Source organism: Streptomyces sp. NBC_00569, from assembly GCF_036345255.1.
In the GTDB taxonomy this organism is placed as follows: domain Bacteria; phylum Actinomycetota; class Actinomycetes; order Streptomycetales; family Streptomycetaceae; genus Streptomyces.
This window is the reverse complement of sequence record NZ_CP107783.1, coordinates 6392002-6416390: the sequence shown is the minus strand read 5'-3', so window position 1 is coordinate 6416390 and position 24389 is coordinate 6392002. Positions and strand designations below refer to the sequence as shown.

General features: G+C 70.2%; 19 protein-coding genes, 1 tRNA gene and 1 pseudogene. 10 read left to right on the top strand and 11 right to left on the bottom strand.

The annotated features are described in order from the left end of the window. Nucleotides 1-108: 108 nt before the first annotated feature. The 4 genes from OHO83_RS28905 to OHO83_RS28890 form a co-directional block, all read right to left on the bottom strand. A complete protein-coding gene (locus OHO83_RS28905; RefSeq protein WP_330279936.1) occupies nucleotides 109-813 on the bottom strand; it encodes a UTRA domain-containing protein in 705 nt (234 codons plus the stop codon). After that, nucleotides 810-1118, bottom strand: a complete 309-nt coding sequence (locus tag OHO83_RS28900; RefSeq protein WP_443066064.1) for a transposase — start codon at nucleotides 1116-1118, stop codon at nucleotides 810-812. Before OHO83_RS28900 ends, OHO83_RS28905 begins: the two co-directional genes overlap by 4 nt. Nucleotides 1119-1732: 614 nt before the next feature. Continuing rightward, nucleotides 1733-1975, bottom strand: coding sequence for a hypothetical protein (locus tag OHO83_RS28895; protein ID WP_330279935.1), 243 nt, complete (start codon nucleotides 1973-1975; stop codon nucleotides 1733-1735). 652 nt (nucleotides 1976-2627) lie between these two features. Beyond that, nucleotides 2628-2816 (bottom strand): hypothetical protein, encoded by a 189-nt coding sequence (locus OHO83_RS28890; RefSeq protein ID WP_330279934.1) that lies wholly within the window; start codon nucleotides 2814-2816, stop codon nucleotides 2628-2630. Nucleotides 2817-3081: 265 nt separating this feature from the next. Here OHO83_RS28890 and OHO83_RS28885 point away from each other — a divergent pair. From OHO83_RS28885 to OHO83_RS28875, 3 genes and pseudogenes are all read left to right on the top strand, one after another. Beyond that, nucleotides 3082-3696: pseudogene (locus tag OHO83_RS28885) on the top strand (tyrosine-type recombinase/integrase); the annotation flags it as partial. A 206-nt stretch (nucleotides 3697-3902) separates the two neighbouring features. Continuing rightward, nucleotides 3903-4466, top strand: coding sequence for a hypothetical protein (locus OHO83_RS28880; RefSeq protein ID WP_330279933.1), 564 nt, complete (start codon nucleotides 3903-3905; stop codon nucleotides 4464-4466). A 760-nt stretch (nucleotides 4467-5226) separates the two neighbouring features. Further along, entirely contained in the window at nucleotides 5227-6726 is a 1500-nt protein-coding gene (locus tag OHO83_RS28875; protein WP_266670643.1) for a glycosyltransferase family 39 protein, read from the top strand. 285 nt (nucleotides 6727-7011) lie between these two features. Here OHO83_RS28875 and OHO83_RS28870 read toward each other — a convergent pair whose 3' ends face one another. The 4 genes from OHO83_RS28870 to OHO83_RS28855 all read right to left on the bottom strand — a co-directional run bounded on the left by OHO83_RS28870 (nucleotide 7012) and on the right by OHO83_RS28855 (nucleotide 12831). Next, the gene (locus OHO83_RS28870; RefSeq protein WP_405636280.1) at nucleotides 7012-8427 is read right to left on the bottom strand and encodes an LAETG motif-containing sortase-dependent surface protein; all 1416 of its coding nucleotides are present in this window, start codon (nucleotides 8425-8427) and stop codon (nucleotides 7012-7014) included. A gap of 322 nt (nucleotides 8428-8749) precedes the next feature. Continuing rightward, nucleotides 8750-9229 (bottom strand): single-stranded DNA-binding protein, encoded by a 480-nt coding sequence (locus OHO83_RS28865; protein WP_266670647.1) that lies wholly within the window; start codon nucleotides 9227-9229, stop codon nucleotides 8750-8752. 195 nt (nucleotides 9230-9424) lie between these two features. After that, complete coding sequence (locus OHO83_RS28860; RefSeq protein WP_330279932.1) at nucleotides 9425-11212, bottom strand: YfjP family GTPase; 1788 nt, start codon at nucleotides 11210-11212, stop codon at nucleotides 9425-9427. A gap of 5 nt (nucleotides 11213-11217) precedes the next feature. After that, nucleotides 11218-12831: a dynamin family protein gene (locus OHO83_RS28855; protein ID WP_266670649.1), complete on the bottom strand. Its 1614-nt coding sequence runs from the start codon at nucleotides 12829-12831 to the stop codon at nucleotides 11218-11220. A 316-nt stretch (nucleotides 12832-13147) separates the two neighbouring features. On the opposite strand from OHO83_RS28855, the gene OHO83_RS28850 reads away from it, so the two are divergent. From OHO83_RS28850 to OHO83_RS28820, 7 genes are all read left to right on the top strand, one after another. Beyond that, a tRNA-Arg gene (locus OHO83_RS28850) sits at nucleotides 13148-13220 on the top strand. 355 nt (nucleotides 13221-13575) lie between these two features. After that, nucleotides 13576-14292, top strand: coding sequence for a MerR family transcriptional regulator (locus OHO83_RS28845; RefSeq protein WP_329435166.1), 717 nt, complete (start codon nucleotides 13576-13578; stop codon nucleotides 14290-14292). Between the two features lie 204 nt (nucleotides 14293-14496). Beyond that, the gene (locus tag OHO83_RS28840; RefSeq protein WP_266670653.1) at nucleotides 14497-15633 is read left to right on the top strand and encodes a sensor histidine kinase; all 1137 of its coding nucleotides are present in this window, start codon (nucleotides 14497-14499) and stop codon (nucleotides 15631-15633) included. Further along, nucleotides 15596-16300: a response regulator gene (locus OHO83_RS28835; protein ID WP_266670655.1), complete on the top strand. Its 705-nt coding sequence runs from the start codon at nucleotides 15596-15598 to the stop codon at nucleotides 16298-16300. Before OHO83_RS28840 ends, OHO83_RS28835 begins: the two co-directional genes overlap by 38 nt. A 216-nt stretch (nucleotides 16301-16516) precedes the next feature. Then, a complete protein-coding gene (locus OHO83_RS28830) occupies nucleotides 16517-17350 on the top strand; it encodes a UbiA family prenyltransferase (RefSeq protein WP_329435161.1) in 834 nt (277 codons plus the stop codon). A gap of 29 nt (nucleotides 17351-17379) precedes the next feature. Beyond that, nucleotides 17380-18204, top strand: a complete 825-nt coding sequence (locus tag OHO83_RS28825; protein WP_266670659.1) for an AfsR/SARP family transcriptional regulator — start codon at nucleotides 17380-17382, stop codon at nucleotides 18202-18204. Between the two features lie 239 nt (nucleotides 18205-18443). After that, nucleotides 18444-19088: a 4'-phosphopantetheinyl transferase family protein gene (locus OHO83_RS28820; protein WP_266670661.1), complete on the top strand. Its 645-nt coding sequence runs from the start codon at nucleotides 18444-18446 to the stop codon at nucleotides 19086-19088. A 154-nt stretch (nucleotides 19089-19242) separates the two neighbouring features. Here the strand turns inward: OHO83_RS28820 and OHO83_RS28815 are convergent, their stop codons facing one another. The 3 genes from OHO83_RS28815 to OHO83_RS28805 form a co-directional block, all read right to left on the bottom strand. Next, nucleotides 19243-20442, bottom strand: coding sequence for a lactonase family protein (locus OHO83_RS28815; protein ID WP_266670663.1), 1200 nt, complete (start codon nucleotides 20440-20442; stop codon nucleotides 19243-19245). 583 nt (nucleotides 20443-21025) lie between these two features. Continuing rightward, nucleotides 21026-22045: a hypothetical protein gene (locus OHO83_RS28810; RefSeq protein WP_330279931.1), complete on the bottom strand. Its 1020-nt coding sequence runs from the start codon at nucleotides 22043-22045 to the stop codon at nucleotides 21026-21028. Further along, nucleotides 22042-24237, bottom strand: a complete 2196-nt coding sequence (locus OHO83_RS28805) for an MMPL family transporter (protein WP_330279930.1) — start codon at nucleotides 24235-24237, stop codon at nucleotides 22042-22044. Before OHO83_RS28805 ends, OHO83_RS28810 begins: the two co-directional genes overlap by 4 nt. Between the last annotated feature and the right edge of the window lie 152 nt (nucleotides 24238-24389).

The window sequence follows — 24389 nt, the reverse complement described above, 5'->3', positions numbered from 1 at the left end:
TGAACTGGGCGTTCGACCCCAGTCCGTCACAGCAGAGCCGTCACTGTCGGTCACCATTGGTCACCCTCGGGCAACGTCGCACGGCCCAGGGACGGCCCGGGAACGATCTCACTGACTCCCGATGGGAACCTCATAGACGATCTCGCACAGGGCAGCGGGCACGACGATGTCGGCCGTCTCGACGGGCCGTCCTTGATCGCTGCAGTACGTGCGCCGGATGTGCGTCACGAGGGCGGACTTCTGAATACCGAGGAGTGACGCCTCCTCGGCGCTCGCCTGGCGCGGCTCCGGCTGCTCGACGACGTGGCTGACGGTGACGCCGATCGCCGCCATCCGATTCACGACTCCCGCCCCCGCATGCGGCCCACCTTCGGGGAGAACGACGAGCGTCCCGGCGGTGAGGTCGTACGGCTCCCAACTCGTGGACAGCTGCACGGGCCTGCCGTCGGCCAGGAACTCGTAAACAGTACGGACGCACAGATCGCCCTCAGAGACGCCGAGTCGCACCGCGATCTCGGCGGGCGCCGGCACCTTGGCTTCGGTACGACTCTCCCAGTCGCCCTGCTTACCCGCGGCCTTCATGTCCGCGCGGAACGGGGAGCCGTCGGGCTGCTGGGCCCCGTAGGTTCCGCGGGACCGGTCGTGGACTTCGGCGATCTTCTCGGCCAGTTCGGCATCGCGGACCGCCCGCGGACCGGGCCTGCCACTGCGACGGGCATAGAAGGCGGCTCGGGAGACCTGCAGCAGTTCACACGCGCGCTTGACGCTGTGACCGTCTCGCTTCTCCGCCTCGATGAACGGATGCACCGTCACCGGGTCTCCTTCGCGAAGAAAGCCGTGGCCCGCTTGAGGACCTCCACGTCCTCCCGCAGCCGACGGTTCTCCCGCCGCAACGCGGCCAACTCCTCGCGTTCGCTGCTGGTCAGCCCGTCGCGCTCACCCGCGTCCACCTCGGCCTGGCCGACCCACAGCCGTACCGCGGTCTCGGTCAGGTCGAAGTCCTTGGCAACCTGACCGACCGAGCGGTCACCGCGCCGAAACAGCTCGACGATCTCGGCCTTGAACTCCGGCGTGAACGAACGGCGAGGCCGAGGCTTCTTCTTCCCCATGCTCTCCATGATGGACATCCTTCCGGGGGCAGAACCCCTGATCCCAGATATCCGTCAAAGCGGATCAAGCCCAAAATCCCACACCCACCGCAGGTGAATGGCCCCTGACTAGGTAACTCGGTCAGGGGCCGTTTACGTGAGCGTTGTCCGTCAGCGACCGCTGTTCCCCGCTGTTTCCCGACCGAACGGGCACGGGAGGGGCACGCCGACTGGCCATCTCTAGATGGCGAGCAACCCGGCGAGCATCAAAGCGACCACCGCAGAGAAGACCCGCAGCTTCCTCCAGCCCGGTCCCGAAGCCTGGCGGGTCAGTTCCCAGACGCCTACAAGACCGCCACCTAGGCCCAGCGCATCCCGCAGCAGGAAGACGGCGGTGTGCACAGAGAGCCTCCAGTAGCCTTCGAACGGACTGGAAGGCTATCCCTGGTGGCTGCATCTCCAGAAGAAGTCCATGGTCCGGCTAACGACGCCCCGGCTGGTGGGACTAACAGGATTTGAACCTGCGGCCTCATCCTTATCAGGTCGATCACGGGGCGTCGTTCGCGCCGTTCGGCCCATGCATCGCATCGGTTGGCAGGGCGCGGAAGTGAGGCGTTGTCCGGTGCCGTTCGCGCCTGTTGGTGTCAGGCGCTGATGTCAGGAGCAGGGGTGCCCTGGGGACCTTGGGGGTTGGATTTCCGCCGCTCCTGCTGCCGGCCATAGACGGTTCCCACAGCGAAGGCCAGAACGACCAGACCGAAAATCGCCCCGGCTCGCGTGATCATGCTGGACTCAGTCACCGCCCTGACCCCAAGGTCGATGATGAATGCGATGGCCACCAGTGCGTACAACCAGGCCCGCATGGGTGCACGTTGCTTCTCTGGCATTGGACCCTCCTCACACGCACCTTATAGCGAGGTCAGCGGAGCGACTCTGGCCGGGAGTGCTTCGATGCGGGGGCTCATGGCCCCGTGGTCTTCCGATGAGTCCGGCGGTCCGTGGCCCAGTCGCCATGGGGCCCGTGAGCGGTCTGTTGGTGTCAGCTGCTGACGTCGGGAACCGGGGCGCTTGACGAGTTCGGGCTACTTGCACGCCGGATCATCTCCACAACGTGCACCGCCTGCTCCGGGTAGGCCCATAGCCGTACAGGCACCGCAGACGATTCACACTCGATCACCAGCGCTCTGGTCGGGACCCACAACACTTCGCGGAAGGACGGATGGCGTGCGCGGATGTAGCGCAGATCTTTCGGGAGTTCACGCAGCCGCGTCCTCGACCAGCGAGGCTTCCATTGGAACTTGCCTCCGGCGCGTACCTGGCCAAGGCTGTATCGGGGCCCCTCGTCCGGCAGGTTGGCCCCGACTTGGAAGAAGACTATTTGCCCTGCTTCGGTCTGAGTGGCTGTTCGCCGCGCTCGCCGCGCAAGGAGAAGAATCCCGATCACGCTGCCGATGAGGGCACCGCAGAATGCCTGAATCATGCGTGAAGATAACAAGCGGCCAACTCATCGCCAAGGGGTTCGGCGCACCTCGGACCTGGTCAGCGCTTCTGCCTGTAGCGGTCGGCGAGTTCTACGGCGACGATGGCGATCCCTGCGAGGAGTGCACTCGTGTACCAGCTGTTCGGGCTGCCGAGCACCTGGGCAAGCGACCAGAACATCACGGTGACAACGATCCAGGCTAGGACCCAGACCAGGGGTTCCGGCACGACCGGGCGTGGGATCTTCACGGGGTGAGGCTACGTGCCGCCGGCCCCGCACCCGACCTTTCCCCAACCCACTTCTTCCCCAGCTCCCATCCCGTCCGCCGTCGACCCACACACCGTGGAGCGGGCGTGGTTCATGGCGTCCAGGTGGAGCGCGCCACTGTACGAACGACCTGGACGCCATGGGCCGCGTCTGCTCGGCTCTGCCTGGGGCGATGGTGGACGGGATGGAAGCCCCCAACGCTCGCCACGATGTGCCCGCGGCCGGGAACGGCGCCCCCTCCATCCCGGACTCCGTCAAGGCGAGATCTTCGGTCTGGCGGTCGACAACCTCGGTGATCTCGGCTGGCTCTACGTGCGGCAGCAGGTCAAGAAGGTCCGCGGCTCGCTGGTCTTCGCGCCGCCCAAGCGCGGCAAGCTCCGTGACGTGCCGCTGGACCCCGAGGTGTCGGCGGCCTTGGCCAACCACATGGAGCGTTTCCCGCCGGTTGAAGTGACCTTGCCCTGGTTGACGCCGACCGGGCCGAGGGTTACGCATCGGCTCGTCTTCACGAGCGGTATCGGCGCTGCACTTTGGAGCAACGGGTTCAACGATCAATCGTGGAAACCCGCGCTGGCGTCCGCCGGAATCATCCCGTTTCCCGAGAAGGGGCAGCGGTACGCGGCGGCCCGCGAGCACGGCATGCATGCCCTGCGGCACTTCTACGCCTCGGTCCTCCTGGACGCCGGGGAGAACATCAAGGCGCTGAGCCTGTACCTCGGTCACGGCGATCCGGGTTTCACGCTCCGTGTGTACACGCACCTGATGCCGAGCAGCGAGACCCGGACCCGCAAATCCATCAGTGCGATGTACCGGGCCGCCGGTCACGCACATGACGGCCCAGAGACCGCCCAGGCTGCCTGAGACGGCCCCTCATCAGCGGGAAATCTGCTGGTGAGGGGCATCTTTGTGCCCGCACTCAGCGAACGCTTAGGTACGGGGAGGCGATGGCACTGAGGCGCGAAAGTACGTCCGTAACCACCACATCGCGGGCAGAATGCAACTGACGTGAATCTGTCAATCAGTCGGGGGGTTCAATGGGAAGCGCTCTCATCGGGTTAGCTGCTGCCGTGGTTGGTGTCACCGGCACGCTAGTTGCCTCTGTCCTGTCGCAACGCCTTCTAGGCCGCGTTCAATCGGAACAGTTCGAGCGTCAGCAGCAGTTGACCGAGGCTCAGTGGCGCCGCGAACAACAGGTAGGTGAGCTGAACCGTCGACGCGACGGCTACATGCAGGTCAACGCCTCCTTCCGACGCTACCGGACGCATCTCGTGAACTTCCTCTGGATCGTGCACAAAGAAGCTGTCACGCCGGATGCACGGGAGCTGGTCGAGGAGGCCCGACGCGATCACCACTCAGTCTTCGCTGAGGCTCAGCTGATCGCATCCGCAGCTGTTCTGGCCGAGCTGGATGAGATGACTGCGGCGCTGTCTGAGGTCTACCGACGCACCATGTGCCTGGAAGAAGGGAATCCGGACCCGGATGGGTCATTCGACGACCTACGGACAGACTTCGCTCGTCTTTGGGAGCGATGGGAGAGGATGCGCGACGTGATGCGCGCCGATATCGGCGCCGGGGACGTTCCCTACGGGCAACCGGCAATCGGCCCCCAACAACTACCCTCTCCCGGCTGACGGCCCACAGGCGGCCCAAGCCGCCGGACACGGCCCCTCATCGACGGGAAACCCGCTGGTGAGGGGCTGTTTCATGCCCTCGTTCGGCAAGTACCACCCCATCTTGCCTGACCGCCACCCCATGGGGGAAACCAGTATGGCCAGGGGCCCATGACCTGGCCGTTCCTGGTGCGCCTCGGTAGCTGACCTGTCACTGGTTGTCGACGTCGGTCACCTCTGAGCCCCTTCGCACGGCCCGCAGACGGCCGGGCGGCCGAACGCTGTTCCTCACGGCGGGGCGGGGCACCTGGCGGAGCGCCCTCGACGGACTCAGCCAGATCACGGCAGCAGCTGCTTCCCCTCGGTCCATCCCCCGCGATGGCCCGTCCACGCTCCCGCATCCGTGACGGCGCCGGTACGGCGATCCGCTCCCGCCGCCGTTTCCGACCGGCTTCGGCGCCCCCGGCCGGAGTCGAACCTACGACCAGGCGCTCCGCAGTCGTACGCGAGGCACCCCCTCGCCGGGTACCGGGGCAGGGGGCCTGCCGCGCCGGAGAAGCCGCCGGTGGGGCCGTCGGGGGCCACCAGGGCCACGCACTCCTGGCCGTCGTGAGCACGGTCACTCCATGGCTGACGCCGAGAGTCCCGCCGTGAGAAGCCGCGGCGACGGTCTCCCTCGTGGGCCCGGTTCCGCTACAGCTCAGGGCCGAACAGGGGAAGCCGCCCACAACGGGCGGGTCACGGCGGACGCCCGCGCCGCCGCACCGCTATGGCTTTCGCCATGGCAACTCTCTCCCCTACCGCCCCGCGCACGGACGACGATCCGGCCCGCGAAGCACAGCACGGCGACCGGAAGGCGACGGCGGTCCGTCTGTGGTGGTGTCCGGCGATGGTCACTCTCGTCCTGGCGATGTACCGGATCGGCGAACCGCTGCTCGGCCGCGACGAGTTGACGAGCTGGGACATGTCCGGCCGCAGCGTCGGCCAGGTGCTGGCCACGGTGCAGCGGGTGGACGGGGTACTGGGCACGTACTACTTGATCCTGCACGCCTGGACGAGCGTCTTCGGTGACTCGGCCCTCGCCCTGCGCGTGCCCTCGGCGCTGGCCATGACCGGTGCCGCCTGCTGTGTCGCGCTGGTCGGGCGGCGGCTGTTCGGCCACCGCGCGGGACTGGCCGCCGGTCTGCTGTTCGCCCTGATCCCGGGCGTGAGCCGCTTCGCCCACGAGGCCCGCCCCTATGCCCTGGTGGTGCTGGCCGTGATCCTGTCCGCGCTGCTGCTGCTGAGGGCCCTGGACCGTCCCGGCAGCCCGTGGCGATGGGCGGGTTACGCGCTCGCCCTGACCGCCGTCGGACTGTTCCACTTGATCGCGTTGACGTGCCTGATCGGACATCTGGTCCTGGTGGCCATGCGGGCCCGGCGCGAGCGCCGGACCTGGCTCGGCTTCGGCTGCGCGGTTCTGGGCGGCGTCGTCTGGCTGGTCCCGGTCGTGGTGCTGGGCAGGGCGCAGACCGCGCGGCAGATCTGGTGGATCGCCAAGCCGGGGCCGTGGAGCCTGATCGACATCTGGTCCCAGCTGTTCTACTCCGGCCTGTGCGCGGGGACGGTGCTCCTGCTGGCCCTCGTCGCCTGCCGGGCGCGCCGCGACGCCGTCGTCTTCTGCACCGTGTCGGCCGTGGCGCCCGTCCTGCTGATCTGGGCGGTGTCCCACGGACACATCTCGTACTTCTACTTCCGCTACATGCTGTTCACCCTGCCGGCGCTCGCGATGCTGGCCGGGGCCGGGCTTGCCACCGCGGCACGGTCCCGGCGGGTGATCGCGTCGGTCCTCGCGGTCCTCACCCTGCTCACGCTCTCGGACCAGAAATCCATGCGCGAGCCGCTCGCGCACTACTGGTCGGACGGCCCCGACTTCGCCGCGGCCGCACGGACCATCCAGCAGGGCTACGCTTCCGGCGACGCGGTCGTCTACAACCGGGTCCAGGAGGAGGCCCTCTCCCTGGGCGTCAGCTACTACCTTCCCCGCGACCTGAAGCTGCGCGACGTCTTCCTCTCCGAGTCACCGATCCGGCGCGACGACCTGGCGGCGACCGAGTGCCCCGACCCGGCCCGGTGCCTTCGGGACGAGCAGCGGATCTGGGTGGTGGTGGAGGGAAACGCGCCGGATCCGCTGCAAGGGCTGCCCCTCCCTCAGGCGGCGGCGCTGCAGGCCCACTACAAGGTGTCCGAGGAAGCGCGCCCCACCGGCCTCACGGTGTCCCTGCTGGTCCGCACCAGCTAGCCGCACGCTTTCCTGAGGCGGGGCTGCCGACCGGTGATCGCCCCAAGAAAGCGAAGCGTCCTTTGAGCCGGCCCGTTCACCCATCGCTCTCCCCGGCTTCCATCCCGTCCGCCGCCCACCCACACACCGTGGAGCAGGCGTGGTCCACCGCGGACGGGACGGAAGCCCACCACGCTCACCACGAACCGGCAGGCACTCGCGCACGGCGTCCCTCCGCGGCCGGGAACGCATACGGCCCCGGCCACCGTGGAGGCGGGCCGGGGCCGCGGTCGGGCGTGGTGGGGGTCAGTCCTGAGCCGGGGCCTTCTTCTTACGGACCAGGAAGACCGCTCCGCCGCCGATCACCACGAGGGCGATGGCGATGCCCGCGATCATCGGGGTGGCGTTCGAGCTGCCGGTCTCGGCGAGGTCGCCGGCCTGGGTGCCGGTGCCGCCCACGGAGGCCGGGCTGGGCTGCGACGACGGCTGCTCACCGCCGCCCGTGGTGCTCTCGGTCTTGCAGTCGAGGACACCCTTGAAGCGCTTCTCGAAGCCGTTCGGACCCTTGATCGTGAAGTCGTACGCCTGGTCCTCCTGCAACGGGATCGTCACCGTCTGCGTGGCACCGGCAGCGATGGTGTGCTCGATGCCCATCAGCTTGAAGGTGAACGCCTCGTCGCCCTTGTTGGTCGCCGTGATGTCCACGCCGCCCTTGGCGCAGTTCTTCTGGGCCGACAGCGCGGGGGCCGCGCCCTTCTTCGCCCAGTTCGCCGTGGCGGTCGCGGAGACCGTGGACTCGCTGGAACCGGCGAGGATCTGCGTCTGGCTGCGGGTCTCGGAGGCGAAGGCCCGGCCGACCGGCACGGTCGTCGACGCCTGCACCGTCAGCGCGGCCGTGCCGTCGGCGGCGTCCGCGGGGACGTCGAAGAACAGCTGCCCGCCGTCGACGGCGGACGTCACGGGCTTGCCGTCCTTGTCGACGACCTTGACGCCGCTGGCGGCCGCGTCGGCGGGCGGCGTCACGCTCACGCTGTCGGCGTTCGTACGGACCGTGACGGGACCGAGCCGGTCACCGGCGCGGCCGGAGACGGCGGAGGGCTCCAGGTTCAGCGAGGCCTTCGGCTCGGCGAGGGGCTGGGCGCTCTTGTGCAGATAGTCGGCGAGCTTCTCGGCCGCGGGGCTGACCGCGTCCACGTCCGCGCCGTCCGAGTAGCGCCAGATGGCGACCTGGGTGCCGGCCGCGGCGTCCTTCTCGGTGAGGCTGCCGGCGCCGGCCTTGCGGGCCAGCTCGGCGAGGTCGTTGACCTGGGGGTAGGAGTTCTGCAGGATCCAGCGGATCTTGCCCGCGTCCGCGTTCCCGTTCAGCGACGTGCCGCTCCAGGGGGTCTCCTGGTACTTGGCGTCCCGCTGGGTCGGGTTGTGGATGTCGATGCAGTACGTCTGCAGCGTGCCGCCGTTGTCGACGGACATCTCGAAGAGTCCGGCGGAGACGGGCTGGTCCTGGCCGTGGTCGTGGATGACGGCCTGGCCGTAGGTCTTGAGCCCGCCGATCGTGGCGGTCGCGCCGCCCTGCTGCTGGGGGACCTCGTCCGCAGAGGCCGCACCAGCGCCGGATATCGCGGCCGTGGCCACGAGTCCGGACACCAGGGCCGCCGCGGCGAAGCGGGCGGCGCGCCGCCCGCTCGGGGTGACCGCCGACAACACAGATACCGCAGAGAACACAGAATTCCCCTTCAGGCGGGAGACATTGGCACGAGGGGGGTGACGTCCCGCCGACAGAACGATGTGTGAATCAGACGCTTGAGCAGACGTCCGAATCAATGGCCCCGTGGGCTACGCCCGGCATCCTAAGGAAGCCGCGCACCACAGTCCCCAGGTCAGAGGCGTACGAGAGCGATCCGACTCGGAATCGTTATCGCCGCTAAGGATTACGACCCTGGCTTATCGACAAATCAACGGCATGGAACCGGTGTTCATTCGCCGATAAGCCGCACTTCGGGCCGCATGCGTCACGCGCCCCGGCCCGAGGGCTCGGCGGCCTGTTTCAGCCGACGGCGGCCGGTTCTCGCTGTTCGCTCTGTTCACCCCGCTCCCTGGGTTCACCCTCCCCCTGCGGATCGATCTCGAACGATGGTTCGTCGCCGTCCGGTTGGCCTCCCGGCTGGCCCTGCCGGGCGCGCCGGAACGCGGTCGTCCCGCGCGACAGGTCGTGCCCGACGGCCGACGCCTGGATGTCCGCCGACGTCCAGTGCTGCCCGCCCCGCTCCTCGTCCCGCACCCTCAACCTCCCCTGGACGAGCACCGGTTCACCGATGGACAGCGAACCCTGCACATTCGTGCCGAGCGCGCCCCACGCCCACACCGTGAAGAAGTTCGTGTGCCCGTCCACCCACTCGTTGCGCACCCGGTCGAAGCGCCGGGCGGTCGCCGCGAGCCGGAACCGCGCCACCGGTCCCTTCGGCAGCTCCCGGTACACCGGCGTCGTCGCGACGTTCCCCACGATCGTCACCGTCGTCTCGCTCATGTCGGTCCACCCCTCCCCTGCGCACGGACGCGTGCGGGCCCGTCCCGCACGGCCTCGCCCGTACCGCGTTCCCGGTCGGTTCCGGGTTCGCGATCTCAGAGTGCCTGTGCCGGGACGAGCCCGCTGAAGCCTGTGTTCTACCGGCCGGTTGTGGAAAACCCCGTCACTCGGCCGGGGCCAGGTGGAAGCCGCCGCTCACCCCGTCACCTTCACGTACTGCTCCCTGACCTCCCGGTACCGCAGCAGCTCGGCGGCCACCGGATCGAGGACACGGGCCCGGCCGCACCCCGCCGCGGCCTCCCGCAGGCGCCGTTCCGCGTCGAGCCCGTAGCGCCGCGCCGGCCCCTTCGCCGCCATCCGGCACGACCACTCCACGCACGGTCCGCCGACGATGCCGCACAGCATCAACAGCACCGGCACCCCGAGGTTCGGGTCGAGTACGCCGACGATCTGCCCCAACAGCCATAGCCCGCCGATGACCTGAATGATCGTCATGGAGATCTGCGCGAGTACCGCGACCGGCCACCAGCCGGGCCTCGGCAGCCGAGGCGGCGGAGACCCCGCCGAGACCGCCAGGCCGTCGAGCGTCTCCGGAAGCCCCTCGGCTCCCCGCGTCGCCGCCTCGCGCACCGCCTGCCCCCAGGGCCCCGGCAGTCCCGCCGACGCCCGCTCGCCCACGATGCGCACCGCGTGCTCCACGCGCTGGCGCGCCGTCGCCTCCTCGTCGGAGGGCGCGGGCCTGACCGTCAGTGTGGCGCTCGGGGCGCGCCGGCCCTCGCACCAGCGCCAGAGCCGCAGCCACGGGGTGCCGCACGCCTTGTTGGCGTTGCGGCGCCAGGCACGCTCGGCCGCCTGCCCCGCGGCCTCGGCGCCCACGGCGTCGGCGAGGCGGTCGGCGAACTCCTCGCGGGCGTCCTCGCTGAGCCCGCTCTTGCGCCCGGTCGCGTACACGGGCCGCAGCCGCAGCGCCGCCGCGTCGATGTCGGCCGCGATCCGGCGGGCGGCGGCGCCCTGCTCCCGGGTGAACTGGTCCAGGGACTCGCGCAGTTCATCGACACCGTCACCGGTGAGCGCGGACAGGGAGAGCACGGTCGCGCCCGGTTCGCCGTGCTCGCCGAGCGCGATCCCGTCCTCGTCGAGGAGGCGCCGCAGATCGTCGAGTACGAGGTCGGCGGCCTCGCCGGGCAGCCGGTCCACCTGGTTGAGGACGACGAAGGTGACCTCGGCGTGGCCGGCCAGGGGCCGCAGATAGCGCTCGTGCAGCATCGCGTCGGCGTACTTCTCGGGGTCGACGACCCAGATGACGGCGTCGACGAGCTCAAGGATCCGGTCGACCTGCTCACGGTGCGCGACGGCCGCCGAGTCGTGGTCGGGCAGGTCCACCAGGACGAGCCCCTTGAGCGGCGCTTCCACGCCCTGGGTGCCCTGGCCCTGGAGCGGGCGGCGGCGCAGCCGGCCCGGGATGCCGAGCCGGTCGAGGAGCCCCGCGGCGCCGTCCGTCCAGCTGCACGCGATGGGCGCGGAGGTGGTGGGCCTGCGCAGTCCCGTCTCGGACAGGGGCACGCCCGCGAGGGCGTTGAAGAGGGTCGACTTGCCGCTGCCGGTGGCGCCCGCGATGGCGACGACGGTGTGCCGGTGGGAGAGCCGGCGCCGGGCGGCCGCCTGGTCGAGCACGTGGCCCGCCTCGGCGAGGGCCGCGCCGTCGACGCGGGCCCGGGAGAGACCGACGAGTTCGCGCAGCGCTTCGAGGCGGTCGACGAGTTCCGCGTCGGGGCCGTGCAGCTCGTCGCCGTGGGCGTACTGGTCGGGTGCGTCCTCCACGTCGAAGACGCCGGAGTCCGCGACGCGCCGGGCGATGAGCCCGTCGTCCCAGGCGCCGCCGCCGAAGCCGTCCGCGTCGTCCCCGGGCGGATCCACCCGCCCGGCCGGTTCCGTCCCATCGGCGTGCTCGGCGTGATCGGTGTGCTCCGTGACGGCGGTCACCGCGGTCACCTCTCCTTCTGCAGTACGGACAGCGCGGCGATCAGTTCGGCCTGGGACTCGGGGTGTACGTCGAGTGCGTCGAGCGGCGCGAGCCTGCGCTCACGCTCCACGGCGAGGACCTTGTCCAGGTAGTCGGTGAGCAGCCGCCCGCCCCGGTCACGCAGGCGCAGGGCTCCTTGGGCACCGACGCGTTCGGCGAGACTCTCGCCCGCGCTGCGGGCGCGGTTCCCGCCGAGGAGCGCGGTGGCGAGGAGGGCGGCGACGAGTTCGGTGTCGGGCGGCGGGGTGGTGTCCAGGGTGCGTACCTGTTCCTCCGCGTACTCCTCGAGCACGCGGCGCCAGCGGCGTACGGCCATGCCGATGCGGTGTTCCGCGGTCTCCAGGTCGGGGTCGCGGGCGGCGAGTCCGTCCGCCGCGCCCGCGGGGTCGCGGTGCCAGGCCTCGTCGATGCGTTCGTCGGCGGCGGTGACGGCGCACAGGAGGAGCGCGCCGAGGCTCTCGGTGAGCGCGTCGAGGAGTTCGGCGGGCGCGCAGTCGAGGGGGTAGCTGCGCCACCGCTTGAGGGCGTCCCCGGCGAGCACGCCGCCGCTCTGGAGCCGGGTGCGCACCCGCGCGTCCTCCCTCGCGTACGCCTCGTCGACGGTGGCGGTGAGGCGCAGGGCGGCGGCGTACTGGGCGGCGACGGCGCCGGCGAGTTCGGGGGTGCGGACCCGGAGCGAGTCGATGACGCCGTTGGCGGTGCGGGTGATGGCCGTGCAGCGGGCGGTGGGTTCCTGCACGCGGTGGGTGAGCCAGGCCCGCAGGGGGGCGACGGCGGACGCCGGCAGGAGGCCGCCGCCGCCGGTGGACTCGGGCAGTTCGGGGACGGTGAAGCGCGGTACGTCGCCGAGTCCGGCCTTGGCGAGCAGGGCCCCGTACTGGCGGGAGACCTCGGCGACCATCTGGTGGGGCACGCGGTCGAGGACGGTGACGAGGGTCGCGTTGTTCTCCTTGGCGCTGCGCAGCAGGTGCCAAGGCACGGCGTCGGCGTAACGGGAGGCGGTGGTGACCATGATCCACACGTCCGCGGCGCTGATGAGCCGGGCGGCGAGTACGCGGTTGTGGGCGACGAGGGAGTCGACGTCGGGCGCGTCGAGGAGAGCGAGCCCGCGGGGCAGGTTGCCGGACGTCTCGACGCGCAGGACGTCTTCGCCGTCGTCGGCGGGGGCGCAGGCACCGAGCTCGGTGTCGTCGGGCCGCCGTGGCGTCCACACGCGGGTGAGGTCGGGCAGGACGCGGGCCCCGGAGAACCAGCGGTGGTCCTCCGGGTGGCAGACGAGTACGGGGGTGCGGGTCGTGGGCCGCAGCACCCCGGCCTCGCTGACCTTCCGCCCGACGAGGGAATTGACGAGGGTCGACTTCCCGGCGCCGGTCGACCCGCCGATCACGGCGAGCAAGGGGGCTTCGGGGTCTCTCAGCCGGGGCACGACGTAGTCGTCGAGCTGCGCGAGGAGCTCCGCCCGGTTGGCACGCGCACGCGGCGCCCCCGGGAGAGGGAGGGGAAAGCGCGCGGCGGCGACACGGTCGCGCAGCGCGGAGAGTGCGTCGAGCAACTGAGGCCGTACGTCCAAGGTCACCACATGCGAAGAATGCCCAATTTTGGCGGCTTTCTGAAGCATATGGACGTCTCTGCGCGCCGATGCGGCCCATCCGGTCCATGGGACGGAAGGGACGACTGGGGCGCAGGCATAACGAGTGCACAACACCCGGGGCGCGAGACGCCAAAAGCGGTGCAGGATTCGTACCTGCCTGCGATTATCAGGACCGCTTCACCGAACCTCCACATCGTGCCACGGAGGCGAAGCAGCAGGGACAGGGATCCGGGAGCCCTATCCTTGGTCCCGGCAAGGTCACGGATCTCCCCCACATCCGTCCCGAGCCACTGGCCACACACCGGCCCCCGTAGCTCAGTGGATAGAGCAGGCGCCTTCTAAGCGCTTGGCCGCAGGTTCGAGTCCTGCCGGGGGCACCGCATCGTCACCGGGTCGCCGGCCCTCCCCAGGGAGGGCCTTTTTTCATGGGGTTCGCCGGACGCTAGCGAGCCGGCTGTAGCAGTGGCGTAAGCGATACCGCACCGACGGATCCGCGGCCACCCCCGCCCGTACCACCCCCGACACGCCCGAGCGGCGATCGGTCCGGTCTCAGGGGACAGCGCGGGTACTTCCTTGGTTGTACTGGTGATCGAGTTCACTCGGGCCGTCTTGTGCCCGGGTTCCGATGCTGCATATGGTCCCGCTGATTCCCCTCGCCGTTCCGCACGGATCCGCCCGTACGCCCCGAAGTGGACGGCTGTTCAGCCGAGTTGGCCCGAAGGTGAGTGAGACGTGCCGCAGCTCTCCGATCTGAGCCGCCGGACCGGCGTCCCCGACCGCATGCTCAGGTTCTATCTGCGCATGGAGCTCCTGCCGGCTCTTGACGAGTCCCAGGAGTACGACGAGTCCCATGTCCGGCGGGTGGCGCTCGTGCGGACGCTGCTCGATGTCGGCGGGCTCTCCCCCGCGGCGATCCGGCAGATCGTCGGGCGGATGGACACCTCGCCGCCGCTGCACGAGCTGCTCGGCGCGGTCCAGTACGCGCTGCCCTCGCGCGGGTCCGTGTCGCAGGACCAGGAGTGGGAGCGCGCCAAGAAGCGGACCACGGCGCTCGCCGAGCAGCGGTCGTGGCAGGTCAGCCCGGACAATCCGGCCTGGCAGACGCTCACTCAGGTACTGGTCACCTGCGAATGGCTGGAACAGCGCGATCTGCCGCGGCTCCTGGAGACGTATGCGGAGGCGCTCGAGCGGGTCGTCGACATCGAGGTGCAGTTGCTGCGCCGGCAGCCCGACCCGGAGAGTGCCGCGGCGAGCATGGTGTCCGGCACCGTGCTCGGCGACGTCGCGCTTTCTGCGCTGCGCCGGCTGATTCATGAACATTTCTCGTGCTCGGCACAGAAGTTGGCCGAAACAGACGATACGACCCGTGGCGGGCCCACGGACGTGAAGGGTCGGGAAACCACGCGTTCCGCTCGCGACGAAGTCCTGGATGCCGCCCGCGAGAGCTGACGACGGCGCCGTGGATTGCCTTGTCAGAAGGCCCGTAAATACAGGTAGTTGAAGGCCGCTCCTATACGGCGGAGTATCCCGGTTGTCGCTTGACACCCCGTCGCGGCACGAGGCATGCTCAATCCGATCTTCGAACCGTCTTCCCTCTTGACAACGTAGTCCGGACCTGGAAGCGGCGACGGGTATCGACGGGGGGAAGGAAACGTGCACGACGCATCGCCGCAGGAAATCCAGGGGGAGACTCCGGATCCTGAAGGCGCGACGCTCGCTGCGGAATTACAGGCACTGGAAGCGGAACTGCTCGACGTCTATCGGCGCGCTCTGCTCGAGCAGAAGAATCCGCTCGGCATGGATCAGGAAGCCTGGACCTCCTGCCGCGAGCAGGCCCAGCATATTCTCGGGGAATGCGCGCACGCCTTGCGGTACGGCACCGAAGCGCCGCTCAATCCCCAGCTCATGAAGAAGACCCGGCGCCTGGGCGGCGCCCGGATCTCCCAGGGAATTCCGCCGGTCCACTCGGTCCGCGCGGGATCCGCGTTCTTCCAGATCACCATGGAGTTCCTGGGACGGATCTTCGCGGACCGGCCCGGCTCCGAGCATTACCTGATGAAGGTGCCGCCCATTCTGCAGTCCGCGATCACGCGGCGCCTGGAGGAAGGATCCAGCGGATACGACCTCTTCCTGCTCGACATCGTGCGTGACGCCGCGCAGCAGGGCCGGCACGGCATGGCGCGCGAGATCCACGACCGGATCGGCAGCACCGCCGGCCTTGCCCTGCGCCAGCTCGAGCTCTACGAACTCACGCAGCACGCGGCCTCGTCGGACGCCCGGCTCGGCAGCCTCAAGCAGGCGATCCTGGAGACGCTCTACACCACCCGGGACATCGTCACCGAGCTGCGCACGAGGTCGGACACGTGCCGCTCGCTCCAGCTGGCCCTGTCCGCGTTCGTCAGCGCCATGGCGATCGACGAACCCGTGGTGGAGATCCATGTCGACGACCCGGACGACCTGCTGCCCCGCGGCGTCAGCGACGACCTGTTCATCATGCTCCGCGAGTGCCTGCGCAACGCGCTGGCCCACGCCTCGGCCTCCCGCGTCACCATCGACGTAAAGGTCGACGCGCGTCACGTCCAGGCGTCCGTGCACGACGACGGCATCGGCTTCGTACCGGGGCAGCGGAAGGGGAACGGGCTCGCGTCGCTGACCGAGCGGGCCCAGCTCCTGGCCGGACGGCTCACCATCGACAGTGCCCCCGGGCACGGCACGGCCATCGAGCTGTCCGTCCCCCTGGACGAGGAGGAACATGCAGACGACGGACGAGGGACGGCACGCCACGGCTGAGCCGATCGGCATCATCGCCGTCGACGACCACTCCCTGCTGCGCACCGCCCTGTGCCAGCTGCTCGACGCGGAGGACGACCTGCGGGTCGTGGCGGACGTCGACACCTCGCAGGGCCTGGGCGACCTGGTGGAGCGCACGGGCGCGCAGGTGGTGCTGCTCGACGTGGAGATGCCCGATCACCACGCGCCCAGCGTCGTGAGCGAGCTGACGGGGCGCTTCCCGGAACTGCACGTGCTGATGCTGACGATGTACAACGACGCGCAGCTGGTGCAGGAACTGCTCGCCCGCGGCGCGCGCGGCTATCTGCACAAGAGCGTGCCGCGCGAGTCGCTCCTGTCGGCGATCCGGAATACGGCGGCGCGCGATCCTCATGTGACGATCGCCGTGCCCCGCAGCGGAATTCCAGAATCCGGATTCAGTGAGCCCCAGCAGACCCTTTCCCCCAGGGAACGGGAAGTGCTCACGCAGGCGGCCGCCGCCCTGAGCAATCGCCAGATCGCCACCCGGCTGCGGATTACCGAAGGCACCGTGAAGCGACATCTGCGCAACATCTTCGAGAAACTCCACGCCGTATCGCGTATCGACGCCGTTAACAAAGCAGTGGACGCGCAGCTGATCAGAAGACCACAGGGTCCTGGACGTGACGCGAAATCGCCCAACCCATAGGAAGGTTGAGTCACGGGGATACATCTTAGGGAGTATCCCCGTGGCCCATGGAGAGTCTGTCACCTCTCCCCCACTCGGATTAGGTTCACAGGTATGTCGATAGCGACGCCTGCGAAAACCCTGATACCCACCTCGACTCCGCGATCCGGAAAATCGGCCGGTACCCTGGGGAAGTTCCACCTCCTGGCCCTGTGCGCACAGGAATCCAGGTATGCCGTGCAGGTCATCTTTCTGCTGCGCTTCCTGGTGGCCGGTACGGCCGGAACCGCTTCTTACGTGTCCCACCTGGCAATTCGGCCGTCACTCGTTCTCGGCGCGGCCGTCTGGTTCTGTTCCGTCGCATTCACCTATCTCTACAACGGTGTCACGGATATCCACGAGGACCGGGCCAACGGCTCCGTGCGGCCCATCGCACGCGGCGCCCTGCCCGTCCGCTTCGCCCGCAACACCGCCCGGGTGCTCGCCGCCCTCGCCCTCACCGGCGGCGCCGTGCTCGGCCCGCTGATGTTCCTGGTCACCGCCGGCATGCTGCTGCTCGGATACGCGTACTCCGCGCCCGGCCTCGCCCTCAAGAGCCGCACCCCCGGCACCATCGCCGTCGTCGTGGCCAGCGGCGCCCTCGCCTACACCGCGGGCGCCCTGAGCGGCGCCGCGCCCCTGTCCCCCGCGCTGCTCGCCTTCTCGGCCGCCATGTGTCTGTGGATGGGCATGGTCGGCGCGGTGGCCAAGGACTTCTCCGACGCCGAGGGCGACGCCAAGCACGGCCGCCGCAACTGGACCGTGGTCTGGGGCCGCGCCGTCACCGCGCTGATCGTGTCGCTGAGCGCCGTGGGGATCGGCGCCGCGCTCCTCGTGTGCGCCGTGGCCACTGCCTCGTACGGGCTGCTCGCGCCCGCCGGTGTGGTCCTGTGCGGGGCGCTCGCGCTGAGCGCCGCCGCGCTGACCGCCCGCCCCGACGACTCGCGGGCCCGGCGCCGGCTGCCGTACCGGATCTTCATGGTCACCCAGTACGCGGCGCATCTCGTCACCTTCGCCCAGCCCATCGCATGAGCAGTTCCGACAGAAACGGGGGACCCACGATGCGCGACACCCAGGCCCGCTTCCGAATACCCGGCGTCACGGCCTCAGAACCCGACGGGAGCGTCGGCTTCCGCATCCTCGGCCCACTGGAGGCCGTCGGCGGCGGCGTGACGCACCGGCCACGCGGGCCCAAGGTGCGCAAGCTGCTCGCGCTCCTCGCCGTGCGCGCCCACGACATCGTCGAGGTGGACACGCTCGTCGAGGAGCTCTGGGACGGGGCTCCGCCGCCCACCGCCGTCAGCACCGTGCGCACGCACATCTATCACCTGCGCCAGGAGCTGGAGCGCGAGCTCGGCGCCGGCGCCGTCCGCGACGTCATCTCCACCGAGGCCACCGGGTATTCGCTCCGCACCGCGCCGGGCCGCCTCGACCTGGAAAACTTCACCCGCCTGTACGGGCAGGGGCGCGCCGAGCTGCGCGCCGGGCGCCGCGAGAAGGCCCTGGAGCGCCTGGACACCGCGCTCGGGCTGTGGCGTGGGCGGACGCTGTCCGATGTCGGCCACGGCCGCGTACTCGCCGGGCACGCCGCCCGCATCGAGGAACTGCGCGTACGTGCCCAGGAGTTGCGCATCGAGGCGGCCATGGGGCTCGGCCGCCACCGCGAGCTCGTGCCCGAGCTGCGCCGTCTGGTCGCCGTCGACCCGCTCAACGAGTGGCTGCACGCGCGCCTCATCGACGCGCTGCACCGGTGCGGGCGCCGGGGGGACGCGCTGCGCGCCTTCCACGACGTACGGGCCGTGCTCGCCGAGGAGCTGGGACTGGAGCCCTCCGAGGACCTGCGTCAGCTCCAGCATCACATCCTGGCGGGTGGGTCTGCGGCGTGAGCAGCATCTTTGTCCGTACGGGGGGTGGGCCGGCCCGTGGTTCGGTGGGCGGTTCTGTGAGTGGCTCGGTGGGCGGTTCTGTGAGTGGCTCGGTAGGCGGTTCTGTGAGTGGCTCGGTAGGCGGTTCTGTAAGTGGTTCGGTGGGCGGTTCTGTAAGTGGTTCGGTGCGTCGTTCGGCGAGCGGCTCGGTGGGCCATTCGGCGAGCGGTTCGGTGGGCGGGGGCATTCGGCTCTGGACTGTGTCCGTCGCCTCGGCTGCCTCCGCCGTTCCCCATGAAGAGGCCTACGGCGTTCTCGACCCGGCCGAGCGTGAGCGCTTCGCCCGGTTCCGGCGAGGCGGTGACCGGATGCGGTATCTGGCCGTCCATCACGTCTACCGGACCGTGCTCGGCCATGCCCTCGGGGTCGACCCGGCCGACGTGGGATTCCGCCGGTTCTGTGCGCGCTGCGGTGACGACGGGCACGGCAAGCCCGTGCCGTTCGCGCCCGACGGGACCACCCTGTCGGCGAGCCTGTCGCACTCGGCGGCGTACGCGCTCATCGCCGTCGGTGACTCGGCCGAGGTACCCGTCGGCGTCGACATCGAGCGGGTCAGGGCCGACATGGACTGGAACCGGATCCCCTGCGTCCAGGGCGGCCGCAACACCCACGGCTTCGAGCAGTGGACGCGCGCCGAGGCGCTGGTGAAGGCCGCGGGTACAGGCCTGAGCCGGACGCCGCCTCGCTACACCGGGCACGTCTTCGGCACCTGGCGGGCGGCGCGTGTGCCGGGCTCTGGTCACGAGTGGTTCGTGCGCAGCGTGCGCTCGCCTGACGGCTATGCGGCCTCTGTGGCCAGCGGGCGGGCCGACGTCGGGGTGACTGTGGTGCCTTGGCGGCCCTAGGTGGGGCGCGCGTGTGCGTGAGGGGCGGTTCTCGGATCTGTGGATCTGGGGGTCGCCCCTCGCTCGTGTTGTGTTGTGTCGTGTCGTGTGTGTCCTGTCGGCTCGTCTCGTCTCGTCTCGTCTGGTGTCGTGTCGTGTCGTGTCGCGGTGCGTTCTACGCCAGCAGTACGCAGCTGGGGCTCGCCACTTGGAGCGGCGGTGCCGTCGGGGCGAGGCGGCCCGTGGCCGGGTCCAGGCGGAACGCGCTGACCGACTGGCCCGCCTGGTTCGCCGTGTAGACGAACCGGTCCGACGCGTCGAGTGCCACGTCCCTGGGCCAGCGGGTCCCCGGAGCCTTCGCCGTGACCGGCTGCGACGCGAGCAGCGTGAGGGTGCGGCCCGCGTTCTCCACGCGGAACGACTCGACCGTGTCGAGGCCCCGGTCAGCCGTCACCAGGGTGTCGCCGTCTCGCGTGAGGTGGACGGCGGAGGGGGCGTTACGCGGGTTGATGCCGGGCGGGGCCACGGAGGCGTGCGAGACCGGAGTGAGCCGGCCCGTGGCCGCGTCGTACGCGTGGACGGTCACGGAGTGGCCCAGTTCGTTGGTGACGTAGGCCAGCTTGCCGGCGGGATGGAAGACGAGGTGGCGTGGGCCGATGCCTCGGCCGACATGGGTCCGGTCGGCGAGCTCCAGGCGGCCGGTGCGCGTGTCGAAGTCGTAGATGTAGATGTGGTCGTTGCCCTTGTCGGGGACGAGGACGCGGCGGCCCGCGGGGTCGAAGGCGATCATGTGCGGGTGAGGGCCGCGCTGTTCCTGCGGGTGCGGGCCGTGGCCGTGGTGGCGAAGCACCTGGACGGCCTCGCCGAGGGAGCCGTCGGGGTGCACCGGCAGGACCGCGAGGTGACCCGAGTCGTAGTTCACGGTGAGCAGGAAGCGGCCCTTGGGGTGCACGGCCAGGTGGACGGGGGCGGCGCCGTGGCTGGAGCGCGGTAGGCCCTGGGGGTGCAGTCGGTCGCCGTCGATGCGGTACGCGTGGAGCGAGCCGGTGGCGCCGCCGGGGCGTTGGCTCACGGCGTACAGGTGGCGGTGGTTCGGGGCGAGGGTGAGGTAGGAGGGGTTCACGATGTCCCGCTGCCAGCCCGCGAGTTCGAGCTGTCCGGCCGCTCCGACCCGGGCGATGCCGATGCCGGGGAGGCCCGGCAGACCGTACTCGCCGAGCGTGAACCCGCCGATGTACGCACGCCTGGCTCGGGGGCGCGGGGCGTCACCCGCGACGGCGGTGGCCCCGGTCCACGCCAGTGCGGCGACGACTCCGGCCGCGGATGCTGCGAGCAGCCTTCGGCGGTTTGGGTGGTGCGTCGCGTTCGCGTTCATGGTTCGGCTCTCCGTTGTCGTGGAGGGGGGATGGTCGGGGCAGCGTCATGGGCGACGAGTGGTGGGGTTTGGGCCTTGGCCTCGTCTGCTGTGCCGGCTGTCCTCGGCCGTTGCGTTGTCGGGTGCGGGGCCGCGGGGGCATGTACGTGCTCGCTGTTCTACGGGTGTACGTCGGCGAGCTGATTGCCTGTACGTGGTGCTGGTGGCTCCGCGCGCACATGCCCCCACGTCCCCTCCCGTCTCGTCGGTGTCTCACCGCCGGTGGGACTCGCTGCCCGCGAGACTCGCGCCCATGGGACTCGCTGCCAGTGGGGCTCGCTGCCGGTAGGACTCGCTGCCGCGCGTCTCGTACGCGGTTGGCCTTTCGGCGGGGCTGCCTTCCCGTCGCCGGGCCTTGTCTCGTGTGCGGCCGTCGTTCGGTGCGGCTGTGCCCTCCCCGTCGCCGGGCCCTGCCTCGTACGCGGCGCCGTCGTTCGGTAGGGCTGCCACTGCCCCGTTGCCCGGCCTTGTCTCGTACGTGGCTCATCGGCCGGTGGGCTCCGTGGTCCCTCTCGTCCGCGGGGCCAGACGGTGGGCCTGCGCGTCAGATCTTCGCTCCGAGTATCAGCCCGGGTGCCAGCAGGATCGCCAGGCCCGCCGCCGCGAGGGCCAGGAGGATCTGCCAGGTCGCGCGCAGCTCGCGGAACCGCGGTGTCCGGCGGGCCGCCGCCAGCACGGCGATCGCCGCCGCCCAGGCGGGTAGGGCCAGGCGCAGTGTGACTTCGCCGGTGAAGAGGAGGCCGGCGCGCGGGCTGATGCACTCCGACGCCGTGCACAGGGCCGCGTGGGCCGGGCTGCTCCACGCCGTTCCGGCGGCCAGGACAAGCAGAGGGGCCATGGCCGCCAGAGCCGTTACCCAGACGTATGGGGTGAGTCCCGTACGACCTGCCGCGCGCCGTCGGGTGACGGCCAGCGCCGCCAGTGCCGGGGCCCAGCCCGCGAGCACGCCGAACAGGCCCGCGTGCGAGGCCTCGGCCAGCGCCGCCCAGGTGGTGTCGGGGCCTACGGGCAGCCGTAACAAGGCCAGGAGTCCGGTGGCCGCCGCCAGTGCGGCAGCGGTGTGCGCCCACGTACGCGCGAAGGAGGGCGCGCCCGCCCAGGCCACGAACACGCCTGCCAGGGCTATGAGTACGACCGGCGGTCCCGCCGTCACTCCCCATGCGAGCGGGAAGCCGGGCAGGCCGTCGCCCAGAGGCGCGGACCAGGTTCCCCAGTCCCCGAAGAGCGCGGCGAGTACCGCGGTGACGCCGGCCGCGATGATTCCGGCGAGCGCGAGCCGGTCGTCCCGGTTGTCCCTGGCCAGTGCCGCCCGGTCGTCCTCCGCGAGTGCGGCCCGGTCGTCCGAGGAGGCGGGGTCTTTCTGGTCATCGGGTGCCTGTTCATCGGTGCGGGGGGACGCCGCGCCCCGGGTTGCCGTCGACGGGGGAGTGACGGGGCCGGGGCGCGGCGTGTCTGAGGGGACGGCCGGACCGGGGTTGCCGGCCGTCCCGGTTCGAGGGGCGGGCGGGGTGGGCGCCTCCGTGCTGGGCGCCTCACCCGCCCGCCCTGCGGAGGGCAACGTCACCGCAGCGCCTCGGTGCGCGGCGCCGGGGCGGGCGCGGGCGGGGGCGGCGGGGCCGAGGACTCGCGGAAGCCGTACTTGGACCACCAGCGCGCCAGCGGGGCCGGTGCCCACCAGGCCCACTTGCCGAGCAGCGCCATCGTCGCGGGCACCAGCAGGCCTCGTACGATCGTCGCGTCGACGAGGACGGCGATGACCAGGCCGACCCCGATCATCTTCATGAAGAGGATCGAGGAGGCCATGAAGCCGCCCACGACCACGACGAGGAGCAGTGCCGCACTCGTAATGATCTTGGCTGTACGCTGGACGCCCAGTGCCACCGACTCGACCGGGTCGCCGCTCAGTTCCCACTCCTCACGCACGCGGGAGAGCAGGAACACCTCGTAGTCCATCGCGAGTCCGAAGGCGATGGCCACGACCAGGACCGGGAAGTTGGCGTCCACCGCTCCGATCGGTTCGAAGCCCAGGAGGCCCGAGAGGTGGCCGTCCTGGAAGATCCACTTGATCGCTCCGAACGCGGCCAGGAGCGAGAGGAGGTTGAGGATCACCGACTTGAGCGGGAGCAGCAGGGAGCCGAAGGCCAGGAAGAGGACGAAGAAGGAGACGACCGCCACGAACAGGGCCATCCACGGGAGGCGCTCGCCGATCATGCCGACGATGTCGACCCGCGACGCGGGCATGCCCGTCAGGAGCGTGTCCGCTCCGGCCGGGGGCGCCGTGGCGCGCAGGTCGTGGACCATGCTCTGCGCGGCGTCGGACATGGCGTCCGGCGTGTAGCGGAGCGTGATGCGCGCGTCGTTGCCCTCGAAGGCTGTCGGGGTCGCGGAGGCCACGCCGTCCACCTCGGCCAACTTGGCCGCGTAGGCGCTCACTTCGGCGCGGTCCACGGGGCCGGTGGCGCCCTGGACGACCGAGGTCATGATCTGTGCGGGGTTCGTCCCGAAGTCCGATGCGAGCGTCTTGCTGACCACCTTCGCGTCGGCGTCCGAGGGCAGCACCCACTCGCCGGGGCGTGCCCAGTTGACGCCCAGGAGCGGGGCTCCGAGTCCCACGAGGACGGCGACGATCGCCAGCGAGGAGATCAGCGGCTTGCGCATGACCGCGTGGGCCGTGCGGTACCAGCGGCCCTCCTTCTCCGGCTTGGGGGCACGGTTCCTGCCGCCCAGCGGGATACGCCACTTGTCGATGCTGTGCCCGGTGTAGCGCAGGAGGGCAGGCAGGAGGGTGAGGGAGCCGACCACCGCGAACGCGACCACGGCGACCGCCGCGTACCCCATCGAGGAGAGGAAGCGGGAGGGGAAGAAAGCCAGTCCCGCGAAGGAGATCGCCACGGCGATGCCGGAGAAGGCGACCGTGCGGCCCGCCGTCGCGGTGGCGCGCTCCACGGCCGTGTCGACGTCGGCTCCCGCGTGGAGTTCTTCGCGGAAGCGGTTGACGAGGAAGAGCGCGTAGTCGATCGCGAGGCCGAGGCCGAGGATCGTGATGACGTTGATGACGGTGCTGGAGATCTCCGTGAACATCGTCAGGACGCGGAGCACGACGAAGGAGCCCAGGGCCACGAACGAGCCGACGGCCAGCGGCAGGAGCGCCGCGATCGCGCTGCGGAAGATCAGGACCAGGAGGATCAGGAGGATCGGGACCGACAGCATCTCGGCGCGCGCGATGTCCGAGCCGGTGAGGGTGTTGACCTGGTCGGTCATCGCGGCGACGCCGCCGTAGCGGACCGTGACGCCGTCGGCCGCGAAGTCGTCCTTGATCTTCTCCAGCGCCTCGACCTGCTTCTGGTCGTCGTCGCTGGTGAACTGGACGGTCGCGTACGTCTGTCGGTTGTTCTTCGACACGTACGCGCTCGGGCTCTGGGTGCCGGGGTGCCAGAACGAGTCCAGGCGGGCGATGCCGGCGCGTGGGACGTCGTCCAGCGCGGCGCGGACGGCTCTGCCGAAGGTGTCGACCGTGGCGTTTTCGTTCTTCGACTCGTACAGGACGATGAGGTCGTTTGACTCTCGGCCCAGCGGGCCGTCGAGGACCTTGTCGGCCTGGACGGACTCGCTGGCCGGGTCGTCGAAGCCGGCGCCGCCGGTGAACGAGCCGAAGACCCCGGTGCCCCACACGCCGGCGAACAGCGTGAAGACGACTGCCGCGATGACGACCCATTTCCGGCGCCGCGCGGTGAACTTTCCGATAGCGGCAAACACTTCTGTCTCCCTGAATCAATCAAATGGCGTGTGGCGAACGTCTATGTCATGCGACGTCGGCGGCGGGCGGCTGCGGTGAATTCTGGTCCGCAGCACACGAATTCCGAGGCTTCCAGGAAAGGTGCGCTTCCGATATCCGCGTTTCGGGGAAC